This is a genomic window from Pontitalea aquivivens (assembly GCF_046507575.1).
GTDB lineage: Bacteria > Pseudomonadota > Alphaproteobacteria > Rhodobacterales > Rhodobacteraceae > Pontitalea > Pontitalea aquivivens.
Map to the genome: position 1 here is coordinate 272,423 of NZ_JBKFEY010000003.1, position 12,432 is coordinate 284,854.

Sequence of the window (12,432 nt, forward strand, 5' to 3'; positions counted from 1 at the left end):
GCGCAACGCGCCGAGGGGGCAGCGCCCCCTGACCCGCTCCCCGCCCGCCCGCGCCTCAGCCCGGATCGCGCCAGCGGTTGACCATCGGATAACGACGGTCCAGCCAGAAGGCCCGCGTGCTCAACCGCGGTCCGGGCGCCGACTGATAGCGTTTCCATTCCGAGATATAGACCAGATGCTCGACCCGCTTCACCGTGGCGCGGTCAAAGCCCGCCGCGACGACCTCGGCCACCGGCTGATCGCCCTCGATCAGCCGTTCCAGGATGGCATCCAGCACCTCATAGGGGGGCAGGCTGTCCTGATCCTTCTGGTCTGGGCGCAGCTCGGCACTTGGGGGCTTGTCGATCACCCGCGGCGGGATCACCTCGCCCGCGGGGCCCGCCATCCAGGGGCGGTGGTTCGCGTTGCGCCAGCGGCATGTTTCAAAAACGCGGGTTTTATACAGATCCTTCAGCGGGTTATACCCCCCCGCCATGTCGCCATAAATGGTGCAGTACCCCACCGCGACCTCGGATTTATTGCCCGTGGTCAGCAGCATTTCCCCGAACTTGTTGGAAATCGCCATCAGCATCAGCCCGCGCAGGCGCGACTGGATGTTTTCCTCGGTCAGGTCGGGATTCGTACCCGCCATCACGCCCGCCAGCGCCTGCGCTACGGCGGCACGCGGCCCTTCGATCCCCACCCGGTCCAGTGGGCAGCCCAACCGTTCGGCCACCGCCGCCGCATCCTCAAGCGACTCCGCCGAGGTGTATTCCGAGGGCAGCATCACGCAGCGCACATTCGCAGGCCCCACCGCATCGGCCGCGATCGCCGCGACCAGTGCCGAATCGATCCCCCCCGACAAGCCCAGAACCACCTTTGAAAACCCCGACTTGCGCAGATAGTCCGACAGGCCCAGCACCATCGCGCGGTAATCCTGTTCCCAGTCGTCGGGCTGCACCGCGCGCGTCCCGGTCAGACAGCGCCAGCCCCCGGCACCGCGCTCGAAATCGACGTGTTCGATACCCTCGTCGAAGGCGGGCAGCTGCACCGCCAGCTCGCCATGCGGGTTCAACACGAAACTTGCGCCGTCGAACAGCTGATCGTCCTGCCCGCCGACCATGTTCAGGTAGACCAGCGGCAGCCCGGTCTCGACCACCCGCGCCACGGTCACATTGCGCCGCAGGTCCAGCTTGCCCCGCCGATAGGGCGAGCCGTTCGGAACCAGCAGGATCTTGGCCCCGGTTTCGGCCAGCGTCTCGGCCACATCCTCATGCCAGGCATCTTCGCAAACCGGCGTTCCGATGCGCAGCGGTCCGATCCGGTAGGGCCCGGAAATCGGCCCGGAATCGAACAGCCGCATTTCATCGAACACGTCGTCATGCGGCAGGTGGTGTTTCAGCATCCTTGCCACCACGCGGCCCCGTTCGATCACCCACCAGGCATTGTAAAGGCCGCCCGGGTCCGCAAACGGCCCGCCGATGCCCAGCGCGGGGCCATCGACAATCTGGCCGGCCAGTTCCTCCATAACCGCCATGGCATCGGCCACGAAGGCGGGCTTCAGCACCAGATCCTGCGTCTGATAGCCGGTCAGGAACATCTCGGGCAGGGCCACCATGTCGGCGCCCGCATCGCGCCCCGCGCGCCAGGCCGCCAGCGCCTTGGCGGCATTGGCCCGGAAATCCCCCACCGTGGGGTTCAGCTGTGCAAGGGTCAGGCGGAAACGGTCGGCCATGCGATCTTCCTTTCGGTTTGCCCAAAGGGTTTAGCAGATGCGCCGCCAAGGAAAAGCCCGCTGGCGAAAACCCGCCCCCTGCCCCCCGGTTCCCGCGCCCGGTCCCTGCCGGGGCGCTTGTCTAAGGGACGCGCGCGCTTTAGGGTTCGCAACGCGCCCGGGGTGCGCGCGCGGCGGGCCTGCCTGCCCCCGCCCGACCGGGTACCAGCTTCTGGGAGAAGGGTCACAATGCTTCGCAAACAGCTTCACGGCATCGGTCTGGCAATGGCCATGGCAGGGATCGCCCCGGCCGCGCTGGCGCAGGACATCGTGACCAAGCAATATGACGACGGCGGCCTTTATGAGGGCACGTTCAAGGACGGCAAGCAGCACGGCCGGGGCAAATATACCCTGCCTTCGGGCTATGAATACGACGGCGACTGGGTGATGGGGGAAATCCTGGGCCAGGGCCAGGCGCGCTTTGCCAATGGTTCGGTCTACGAAGGCCAGTTCGTCGCGGGCAAGCCGCAGGGCAAGGGGCGGATCGTCTTTGCCGACGGCGGCACCTATGAGGGCGACTGGATCGCGGGCGAGATCACCGGCGGGGGAACCGCGCGCTATGCCAACGGATCGACCTATACCGGCGGCTTCAAGGGCGCGCTGCACCACGGGAAAGGCGTTTTGCAGAACCCCGACGGCTACCGCTATGACGGCGACTGGGTGATGGGCACCAAACAGGGCAAGGGCCTGATCACCTATCCCGACGGCGCGGTCTATGACGGCGACGTTCTGGCGGGCCAGCGCGCGGGCCAGGGCAAGCTGACGATGGCCGACGGGCTGACCTATGAGGGCAGCTGGAAAGAAGGCCAGATGCACGGCCAGGGGCGGCTGGTGCAGGCCAATGGCGACATCTACGAAGGCGCGATGGCCAATGGCCGGCGCGATGGCACCGGCAAGGTGACCTATGCCAATGGCGACATCTACGAAGGCGGCTTTGTCGCCGACCGCCGCCAGGGCAAGGGCAGCTTCCGCGGCACCGACGGCTATGTCTATGAAGGCGACTGGATGGAAGGCCGGATCGAGGGGATGGGCAAGGTCACCTATCCCGACGGATCGGTCTATGCGGGGGCTTTCCTGAACGATCTGCCGCATGGCAAGGGCCGCATCACCTATCCCGACGGGTCCACCTATGACGGTGACTGGGCCGCGGGCGTGATCGAGGGCGCGGGCATCGCGACCTATGCCAACGGGCTGGTCTATGAGGGCGAATTCCTGGCCGCGCGCAACCACGGCAAGGGCAAGATGACCTATCCCGACGGTTACATCTATGAAGGCGACTGGGCCGATGGGCAGCGCCACGGCCAGGGACGCGCCACCTATGCCGATGGCACCGTTTACGAAGGCGGCTTTGAAAACGGCCAGCGCGCGGGCCAGGGACGCATCACCATGGCCGACGGCTTTCGCTATGACGGCGGCTGGAAGGATGGCGAGATCGATGGCGAAGGCGTCGCCACCTATGCCAATGGCGATGTCTATGAGGGCAGCTTTGTCCGCGGCAAGCGCCAGGGCAAGGGGGTAATGCGCTACAAGACCGGCGAGGTCGCCACAGGCACATGGTCGGAAAACACCCTGACCGAGAATACCGCGCCGCAAACGGATACGCCGCAGGATGGTCCGGCAGAGGCGCCGGCCGGATCAGCGGCTGGCAACTGACCCCAGCGCCCCGCGCCGCGCCAGATCCGCCCCGTCCAGCGCAGCGCCGATCCCGCCCATATCCCTGATCACCAAGGCCCCTCGTGCGCCGCACCTGCTTTTGCCGCCTCTTGCGGGCCCATCCGTCTTACGCATCACGGGCAAATTTGGTCTTTTCTTTTCCGGCACGGCGCATATAGTCGCCGCCATGACACGGACCCTGCACATATTCGCAGCTTCGGGCGCGGCCTGCGCCCTGAATCTCCGTGGTCTCCTTCTCCTTAGCAGCCTCTGAGCGTGCCCTTGGGCGCGACCGCTCGGAGGTGACCAGCGCCCAAAGATCACAGCGAAAGATCGCAGCGACTGACCTGCCACAGGAGACTGACATGACCACCACCGATGAACCCCGCGTCCTGATTTTCGACACCACCCTGCGCGACGGCGAACAATCGCCCGGCGCCACGATGACCCATGACGAAAAGCTGGAAATCGCCCAGCTGCTGGATGACATGGGCGTCGACATCATCGAGGCGGGCTTTCCCATCGCCTCGGAAGGCGATTTCGAAGCCGTATCCGCCATTGCCCGCAACGCGAAGAATTCGGTGATCTGCGGGCTGGCGCGCGCGAATTTCGCCGATATCGACCGCTGCTGGGAGGCGGTGAAACACGCCCGCCAGCCGCGCATCCACACCTTCATCGGCACCTCGCCGCTGCACCGCGACATCACCGCGCTGAACCAGGATGAAATGGTCGCCCGCATCCACGACACCGTGACCCATGCGCGCAACCTGTGCGACAATGTGCAGTGGTCGGCAATGGATGCGATCCGCACCGAACGCGACTATCTGTGCCGCGTTGTGGAAGCCGCAATCAGGGCGGGCGCCACAACGATCAACATCCCCGACACCGTGGGCTATACCCTGCCCGAGGAAAGCGCCGAAATCATCCGCATGCTGCTGGAACGGGTGCCCGGCGCCGATCAGGTGATCTTTGCCACCCATTGCCACAACGACCTGGGCATGGCCACCGCCAACAGCCTGGCGGCAGTGACCGCCGGCGCGCGCCAGATCGAATGCACGATCAACGGCCTGGGTGAACGGGCCGGCAACACCGCGCTGGAAGAGGTGGTGATGGCGATCAAGGTCCGCCGCGACCTGCTGCCCTATCGCACCGGCATCGACACGACGAAGATCATGAACCTGTCGCGCCGCGTCAGCCAGGTTTCGGGCTTTCCGGTGCAGTTCAACAAGGCCATCGTCGGCAAGAACGCCTTCCTGCATGAATCGGGCATCCATCAGGATGGCGTGCTGAAAAACGTCGAGACCTTTGAGATCATGCGCCCCGCCGACATCGGGCTGAACGAAACCAATATCGCCATGGGCAAGCATTCGGGCCGCGCCGCGCTGCGCGCCAAACTGGCCGATCTGGGCTTTGAGATGGGCGAGAACCAGCTGAAGGACGTTTTTGTCCGCTTCAAGGCGCTGGCGGACCGCAAGAAGGAAATCTACGACGAGGATCTGGTCGCGCTGATGGCCGATCAGGCGGCCAATACCGACAGCGATTACCTGCAGGTCAAATGGCTGCGCGTCATCTGCGGGTCGGACGGGCAGACCGCGGATCTGAAGATGCTGGTGGATGGCGCGGAAAAGACCGCCTCGACCACCGGGGACGGGCCGGTGGATGCCGTGTTCAACGCGGTGAAGGAGATCTATCCGACCAAGGCGCGGCTGAAGCTGTATCAGGTGCATGCGGTCACCGAAGGCACGGATGCGCAGGCCACCGTCAGCGTGCGGCTGGAGGAAGACGGCCGGATCGTCACCGGATCGGCCGCGGATACCGACACGATCCTGGCCAGCGTCAAGGCCTATGTCGGCGCACTGAACCGGCTGCGCGTGCGCAGCCAGAAAACGGCACCGGATGCGGATGTGAAATCCGTCAGCTATCATCTGTAAGGGCGGAAGGGGGGCTGTCTGCCCCCCTCTTGGCGCATCGCGCCAATTCACCCCCCGAGGATATTTTCGCAAATCCGAAAGCAAGGCCGCGCCCGGACATGGGCGCGGTCGATTCGCTTGCGCGTGCGACGCTCTGGCCTGTCGCGATTTGCACGACCGGCACGCGGATTTGTGAGATGTTGGAAAAGTGCAAAATATAGCGAATATAATGCCTGAAATATTCACGGAAGGTTGCATAACGAATATGATGGCGATCCGCCCCGGCGGAATGTCGCCCCGTAGCCTGGCGGTTCAAGGGAATCCGCTTCCGCAAAGCGCGCGCTTTGCCTATACGGGCCGGGCAGGTTTGCGCAGCGCGGCGCGAGTCGGCGTCCAGCAGACAATCGGGGTGGGACACAGATGGCGGGACTTGGCGGTATCTTTTCGTCGGACATGGCAATCGACCTTGGGACGGCGAACACGCTTGTCTATGTAAAGGGGCGCGGGATCATCCTGAACGAACCTTCCGTCGTGGCCTATCACGTCAAGGACGGAAAGAAGCAGGTTCTGGCGGTGGGCGAGGATGCCAAGCTGATGCTGGGCCGCACCCCGGGCAGCATCGAGGCAATCCGGCCGATGCGCGACGGGGTGATTGCCGATTTCGACAGCGCCGAACAGATGATCAAGCATTTCATCCGCAAGGTGCACAAGCGCACGACGTTTTCGAAGCCGAAAGTGATCGTCTGCGTGCCCCATGGCGCAACGCCGGTGGAAAAGCGGGCGATCCGCCAGTCGGTGATCTCGGCGGGGGCGCGGCGTGCGGGGCTGATCGCGGAACCGATCGCGGCCGCCATCGGGGCGGGCATGCCGATCACCGACCCGACCGGCAGCATGGTGGTGGATATCGGCGGCGGCACCACCGAGGTGGCGGTGCTGAGCCTGGGCGACATCGTCTATGCGCGTTCGGTCCGGGTGGGTGGCGACCGCATGGATGAGGCGATCATTTCCTATCTGCGCCGCAACCAGAACCTTCTGGTGGGCGAATCCACCGCCGAGCGGATCAAGACCACGATCGGCACCGCACGGATGCCCGATGACGGGCGCGGCGCATCCATTCTGGTGCGCGGGCGCGACCTTCTGAACGGCGTGCCGAAAGAGACCGAGATCAACCAGGCCCAGGTGGCCGAAGCCCTGGCCGAGCCGGTGCAGCAGATCTGCGACGCGGTGATGCAGGCGCTGGAAGCGACGCCGCCGGATCTGGCCGCCGACATTGTCGACCGCGGCGTGATGCTGACGGGGGGCGGTGCGCTGCTGGGCGATCTGGACCTGAGCTTGCGCGAGCAGACCGGGCTGTCGATCTCGATCGCGGATCAGTCGCTGAACTGCGTGGCGCTTGGCACCGGCAAGGCGCTGGAATATGAAAAGCAACTTCGCCATGTGATCGATTACGACAGCTGAGCGCCGCCGGCCCTGACACGAGGACGCCTTGGCCAGACACCGCGACGATCAGGATTATGCAGGACCGCTGCGCCGCATCCTTATTGCGGTGCTGGTGTTGATCCTGTCCGCGACCTTCCTGATCTGGCGCATCGACAGCCCGCGCGTGGAACGGTTCCGCGCGGCCTTTATCGACCGTTTCGTGCCGACCTTCGACTGGGCAATGGTCCCGGTGACCCATGTGCTGGGCATGGTCGAGGGGTTTCAGTCCTATGCCCGGATCTATCAGCAGAACCAGGAACTGCGGCGCGAATTGCAGCAGATGAAGGCCTGGAAAGAGGCCGCCGTGCAGCTGGAACAGCAAAATGCCAAGTTGCTGGCGCAGAACCAGGTGCGGCTGGACCCCAAGCTGACCAGCGTGTCGGGTGTGGTGCTGGCCGATTCGGGCAGCCCGTTCCGGCAATCGGTGCTGCTGAACGTGGGCTCGCGCGACGGAATCGTGGATGGTTGGGCGACGATGGACGGGCTGGGTCTGGTGGGGCGCTTTTCGGGGGTGGGACGTACGACCAGCCGGGTGATCCTGCTGACCGATCCGTCCAGCCGGATACCAGTGACGATTCAGCCCTCGGGGCAGAAGGCAATCCTGGCGGGGGACAATTCGGGGCTGCCGCTGGTGGATTTCATCGAAAGCCCCGAACAGGTGCGCCCGGGCGACCGGGTGATTTCTTCGGGCGATGGCGGGGTGTTTCCGGCGGGGCTTTTGGTGGGGCAGGTGCTGCAGGGCCCCGACCGGCGGCTCAGGGTGCGCCTTGCCGCCGATTATGAGCGGCTGGATTTCCTGCGCGTTCTGCGCAGTCACCCGGCCGAACAGCTGCGCGATGCGGGCCCGCTGATCCCGCCCGCCGCCGATGCCGATGCCGATACAGGGGCCGGGGACGGGGCAGCGCAGGGTGACGCCGCCGGGGACGGCCGCGGCGATGGTTGATCCGCTGTCCACCCGCCGCCTTGTGCATCGCGCCCTGTTTCTGGCGATTGCCGCGGTGATCCTGTTCCTGCGCCTGCTGCCATTGTCACCGGGCACCGGCGGACTGCCCGGCCCCGACATCTTTCTGGCGCTGACGCTTGCCTGGGTACTGCGCCGGCCCGATTATGTTCCGGCACCGCTGATCGTTGCGGTCATTTTGCTGGAGGATCTGATGTTCATGCGCCCGCCGGGGCTTTGGCCGCTGATGGTGCTGCTGGGAACCGAATTCCTGCGCCGGCGCGAACAGGCCCTGCGCAATCTGCCCTTCATGCTGGAATGGCTGGTGATCGGCGGGGTGCTGGCGGCGATGTTCCTGGGCAACCGCGCGGTTCTGGCGCTGGCGATGGTACCGCAGCCGGGGCTGGGGCAGGATCTGCTGCGGCTTCTGGCCACGCTGGCGGCCTATCCGGTCGTGGTGGCGGCCTCGCGGCTGGCCTTTGGCCTGCGCCGCGCCGCACCCGGCGAGGTCGATGCGTTGGGGCACCGGCTATGAGACGTTCGGCCCGCAAGGCACAGGAAAGCAGCCGCCAGATCACCCGGCGCGGGTTGTTGCTGGGCGCGGCACAGGCGGCGATGGTCGCGGTGCTTGGCCTGCGGATGCGCAAGATGCAGCTGCAACAGGCCGAGGAATTCCGCCTGCTGGCCGACGGCAATTCCGTCAAGATCCGGCTGATCCCGCCGGCACGCGGGCTGATCCATGACCGCAACGGCGTGTTGATCGCAGGCAACGAACAGAATTATCGCGTGACGATCACGCGCGAGGATGCCGGTGATGTGGACACGGTGATTGCCGATCTGCGCCGCCTGATCCCGCTGTCGGATGAACAGACCGCCGAGTTGCTGGGGGAAATCCGCCGCCGCGCGCCCACGGCCCCCGTGACCATCGCAGACCGGCTGAGCTGGGAAGAGTTTTCCCGCATCGCCGTCAACGCCCCTGCCCTGCCCGGCATCACCCCCGATGTGGGCCTGTCGCGCGCCTATCCGCAGGGGCCCGACTTTGCCCATGCCGTGGGCTATGTCGGACCGGTATCCGATTACGACCTGGGCCAGATCGAAAACCCCGACCCCTTGCTGCACATCCCGAAATTCCAGCTGGGCAAGCTGGGCATCGAGGCCAAGTTCGAAGATCAACTGCGCGGCCGCGCCGGCCAGCGCCGGGTTGAGGTCAATTCCGCCGGGCGCGAGATACGCGAGCTGGGCCGCCAGGAAGGCGAACCGGGCGTCAACCTGCAACTGGCGCTGGATTACCGGCTTCAGAATTATGCCGCCGCCCGGATGGGCGAGGAAAGCGCCGCCGCGGTGGTGATGGATGTGCGGACCGGCGATCTGCTGGCGATCTGCTCGTCGCCCGCCTTCGACCCCAACCTGTTCGTACGCGGCATATCGGGGCCCGATTACCGCGCCTTGATGGAAAACGACCACCGCCCCCTGGCCGACAAGACCGTGCAGGGGCTTTACCCGCCCGGATCGACCTACAAGATGGTGACCGCGCTGGCCGCGCTGGAAGCGGGCGTGATCAAGCCCGGCGAAACCGTCTATTGCCCCGGCCACCTTGAGGTCAGCGGCCGGCGGTTCCACTGCTGGAAGCGCGCGGGCCACGGTCGGATGGACCTGATCCAGAGCCTCGAACAATCCTGCGACGTCTATTACTATGACATCGCCCAGCGCGTCGGGATCGACAAGATTTCCGAAATGGCGCGGCGGCTGGGCGTCGCGGTGCGCCACGACCTGCCGATGTCCGCCGTGGCCGAGGGGCTGGCGCCCACCCGTGCCTGGAAGCAGGAACGCTATGGCCAGGACTGGCGCGTGGGCGACACGATCAACGCCTCGATCGGGCAAGGCTATGTGCTGACCTCGCCGCTGCATCTGGCGGTGATGACGGCGCGCATCGCCACCGGAAAGGCCGTGGTGCCCCGGCTGGTGCGGTCGGTCGACGGGATCGAGGTGGCAATCCCCGAAGCCCCGGACCTGGACCTGCAACCGGGGTTTCTTGACCTGGTGCGCCGCGGCATGTCGGCGGTGGTCAATTCGCGCCGCGGTACCGCGAACGGGTCGCGCATCGTGGCGGCGGAATGGACGATGGCGGGCAAGACCGGCACCAGCCAGGTGCGCAACATCACCGCCGCCGAACGCGCGCGCGGCGTGATCAGCAACGACCAGCTGCCCTGGAACCGCCGCGACCACGGCCTGTTCGTGGGCTATGCACCCTTTGACAACCCGCGCTATGCGATCAGCCTTGTGGTCGAACATGGCGGCGGGGGGGCCAGCGCGGCCGCCCCCGTTGCCCGCGACATCCTGCTGTTCGCGCTGCATGGCGGGGTGCCGCCGCTGGCCGCCTATCCCGAAAGCCAGCGCGGACGGATCAAGACCCTGCAGGACAGCCTGCAGCTGATCGACCCCGACACCCTGCCCGGCGGAAGGTCGCGCGCATGAGCTATCTTGAGGCCAATCTGAAGACCGTGCCCACCGGGCTGCGCAAGGTTCTGTATCTGAACTGGCCGCTGATCATCCTGCTGACGGCGGTGGCCTGCACCGGCTTTCTGATGCTGTATTCCGTCGCGGGCGGCAATCTGCAGACCTGGGCGGAACCGCAGATCAAGCGCTTCGGGCTGGGCATGGCGGCGATGCTGGTGGTGGCCTTCGTGCCGATCTGGTTCTGGCGCAATGTCTCGGCGCTGGTCTATGTCGTGGCGCTGTTGCTGCTGGTCGCGGTGGAATTGTTCGGCGACATCGGCATGGGCGCCCAGCGCTGGCTTGAGATCGGCCCCTTCCGGCTGCAACCCTCAGAGTTGATGAAGGTCGCGCTGGTGATGATGCTGGCGGCCTATTACGACTGGCTCGACGTATCGCGCACCTCGCGGCCGCTGTGGGTGGCCATTCCGGTGGCGCTGATCCTGCTGCCTACGGCGCTGGTGCTGAAACAGCCCGACCTGGGCACATCCATCATGCTGATCCTGGGCGGGGGGATCGTGATGTTCGTGGCAGGTGTCAGCCTGTGGTATTTCGCCACCGTACTTGCGGCCGGCGCGGGGCTGATCTTCGCCGTGCTGCAAAGCCGCGGCACGCCCTGGCAACTGTTGCACGACTATCAGTTCCGCCGCATCGATACCTTCCTTGACCCCGGTTCCGACCCGCTGGGCGCGGGCTACAACATCATGCAGGCGCAGATCGCGCTGGGATCGGGCGGCTGGGCGGGCCGGGGCTTCATGCAGGGCACGCAAAGCCGGCTGAACTTCCTGCCCGAAAAGCACACCGATTTCATCTTCACCACCCTGGCCGAGGAATTCGGCTTTGTCGGGGCCTTTTCGCTGCTGATGCTTTACGCGCTGATCCTGGCGTTCTGCATCCTGTCGGCGCTGTCCAACCGTGACCGCTATTCGGCGATCGTCACGCTGGGCATCGGCGGCACGCTGTTCGTCTTCGTCACCGTCAACATGGCGATGGTGATGGGGCTGATCCCGGTCGTGGGCGCCCCCCTGCCCCTTGTGTCCTATGGCGGAACCGCGATGATGATCCTGCTGATGGCCTTCGGCGTCGTGCAAAGCGCCCATGTCCACCGCCCCCGCTGAAAGGATCGACATGCCCAATATTCGCTTCGCCGCCCCCGACAGGCTTTGGCCCACCTATGAACCCGCCCTTGCCAAGGCCTTCGCCGAGGCCGGGCTGCAGGTGCGGATCGTCGGACCCGAGGCCGATCCCGCGCAGGTGGATTACCTGATCTATGCCCCCGGCGGCCCCGTCACCGATTTCACCCCGTTCACGCGGGCCAAGGCGGTGCTCAGCCTCTGGGCCGGGGTGGAACGCATCATCGGCAACCCGACCCTGACCCAGCCGCTGTGCCGCATGGTCGATGTGGGCCTGCGCGAGGGGATGGTGGAATGGGTCACCGGCCATGTCCTGCGCACCCATCTGGGCCTGGATCATTGGCTGGCCTGCCAGGATGGGATCTGGCGCAACGCCGAAACTCCGCCACTTGCACGGGACCGGAATGTTGTGGTCCTGGGACTGGGTGAACTGGGCGGGGCCTGTGCGCAGATGCTTGCCCGCCTGAACTTCCGCGTGACAGGCTGGAGCCGCACGTCCAAAACCCTGCCCGGCATCGATTGCCTGTCCGGTCCTGCAGGCCTGCAGACAGCCCTGTCGCGCGCTGAAATCCTTGTCACGGTATTGCCCGACACGCCCGACACCACAAACCTGATCGGCGCCGCCGCGCTGGCCGCGATGCCGAAGGGGGCGGTGATCCTGAACCCCGGTCGCGGCCCGCTGATCGACGACACGGCGCTGCTGGCAGCCCTTGATACCGGCCAGATCGCACAAGCGACGCTTGATGTGTTCAGAACGGAACCGCTGCCCGCCGATCACCCCTACTGGGCGCATCCGCGCGTAACCGTCACCCCCCATATCGCGGCCGAGACGCGCCCCGCCTCGGCGGCGCGGGTTATTGCCGAAAACATCCGCCGCGGCGAAGCGGCAGAACCGTTCCTGTTCCGCGCAGACCGGACCCGCGGCTACTGAGCCCCTTTTCTTCGGCTTTGTGAAAATATCCTGCGGGGGTCCGGGGGTGCAAAACCCCCGGCCTTGCCGTTTGTGACACGGGGGGGGGGGGGGGCCCCCCCCCCCCCCGGGTAGTGTAACCACCCGACTGGGCGGCCTGT

The 12,432-nt window shown here is 65.9% G+C and carries 9 protein-coding genes; 8 read left to right on the forward strand and 1 reads right to left on the reverse strand.

The features are described from left to right. Window positions 1–55: 55 nt before the first annotated feature. Entirely contained in the window at window positions 56–1,714 is a 1,659-nt protein-coding gene (locus ACK8OU_RS07485; RefSeq protein ID WP_410302745.1) for an NAD+ synthase, read from the reverse strand. A 228-nt stretch (window positions 1,715–1,942) separates the two neighbouring features. On the opposite strand from ACK8OU_RS07485, the gene ACK8OU_RS07490 reads away from it, so the two are divergent. The 8 genes from ACK8OU_RS07490 to ACK8OU_RS07525 all read left to right on the forward strand — a co-directional run bounded on the left by ACK8OU_RS07490 (window position 1,943) and on the right by ACK8OU_RS07525 (window position 12,292). Then, entirely contained in the window at window positions 1,943–3,406 is a 1,464-nt protein-coding gene (locus ACK8OU_RS07490; protein ID WP_410302746.1) for an MORN repeat-containing protein, read from the forward strand. A gap of 365 nt (window positions 3,407–3,771) precedes the next feature. Beyond that, window positions 3,772–5,337: a 2-isopropylmalate synthase gene (locus ACK8OU_RS07495; RefSeq protein WP_410302747.1), complete on the forward strand. Its 1,566-nt coding sequence runs from the start codon at window positions 3,772–3,774 to the stop codon at window positions 5,335–5,337. Between the two features lie 399 nt (window positions 5,338–5,736). Next, complete coding sequence (locus ACK8OU_RS07500; RefSeq protein ID WP_410302748.1) at window positions 5,737–6,774, forward strand: rod shape-determining protein; 1,038 nt, start codon at window positions 5,737–5,739, stop codon at window positions 6,772–6,774. A 28-nt stretch (window positions 6,775–6,802) separates the two neighbouring features. Continuing rightward, window positions 6,803–7,738, forward strand: coding sequence for a rod shape-determining protein MreC (gene mreC, locus ACK8OU_RS07505; protein WP_410302749.1), 936 nt, complete (start codon window positions 6,803–6,805; stop codon window positions 7,736–7,738). Continuing rightward, on the forward strand, window positions 7,731–8,270 hold the full coding sequence (locus ACK8OU_RS07510; protein WP_410302750.1) for a rod shape-determining protein MreD: 540 nt from the start codon (window positions 7,731–7,733) through the stop codon (window positions 8,268–8,270). Before mreC ends, ACK8OU_RS07510 begins: the two co-directional genes overlap by 8 nt. Continuing rightward, entirely contained in the window at window positions 8,267–10,210 is a 1,944-nt protein-coding gene (gene mrdA, locus ACK8OU_RS07515) for a penicillin-binding protein 2 (protein ID WP_410302751.1), read from the forward strand. The genes ACK8OU_RS07510 and mrdA overlap by 4 nt, the downstream gene beginning before the upstream one ends. Next, window positions 10,207–11,346, forward strand: a complete 1,140-nt coding sequence (gene rodA, locus ACK8OU_RS07520) for a rod shape-determining protein RodA (protein ID WP_410302752.1) — start codon at window positions 10,207–10,209, stop codon at window positions 11,344–11,346. The genes mrdA and rodA overlap by 4 nt, the downstream gene beginning before the upstream one ends. A 10-nt stretch (window positions 11,347–11,356) precedes the next feature. Next, a complete protein-coding gene (locus tag ACK8OU_RS07525) occupies window positions 11,357–12,292 on the forward strand; it encodes a 2-hydroxyacid dehydrogenase (protein WP_410302765.1) in 936 nt (311 codons plus the stop codon). The last annotated feature ends 140 nt before the right edge of the window (window positions 12,293–12,432 follow it).

Excerpts from the sequence above, each read along its gene's own strand:
- ACK8OU_RS07485 (WP_410302745.1), bottom strand. The coding sequence starts at position 1,714 with ATGGCCGACCGTTTCCGCCTGACCCTTGCACAGCTGAACCCCACGGTG.
- ACK8OU_RS07490 (WP_410302746.1), top strand. The coding sequence starts at position 1,943 with ATGCTTCGCAAACAGCTTCACGGCATCGGTCTGGCAATGGCCATGGCA.
- ACK8OU_RS07495 (WP_410302747.1), top strand. The coding sequence starts at position 3,772 with ATGACCACCACCGATGAACCCCGCGTCCTGATTTTCGACACCACCCTG.
- ACK8OU_RS07500 (WP_410302748.1), top strand. The coding sequence starts at position 5,737 with ATGGCGGGACTTGGCGGTATCTTTTCGTCGGACATGGCAATCGACCTT.
- ACK8OU_RS07510 (WP_410302750.1), top strand. The coding sequence starts at position 7,731 with ATGGTTGATCCGCTGTCCACCCGCCGCCTTGTGCATCGCGCCCTGTTT.
- mrdA (WP_410302751.1), top strand. The coding sequence starts at position 8,267 with ATGAGACGTTCGGCCCGCAAGGCACAGGAAAGCAGCCGCCAGATCACC.
- rodA (WP_410302752.1), top strand. The coding sequence starts at position 10,207 with ATGAGCTATCTTGAGGCCAATCTGAAGACCGTGCCCACCGGGCTGCGC.
- ACK8OU_RS07525 (WP_410302765.1), top strand. The coding sequence starts at position 11,357 with ATGCCCAATATTCGCTTCGCCGCCCCCGACAGGCTTTGGCCCACCTAT.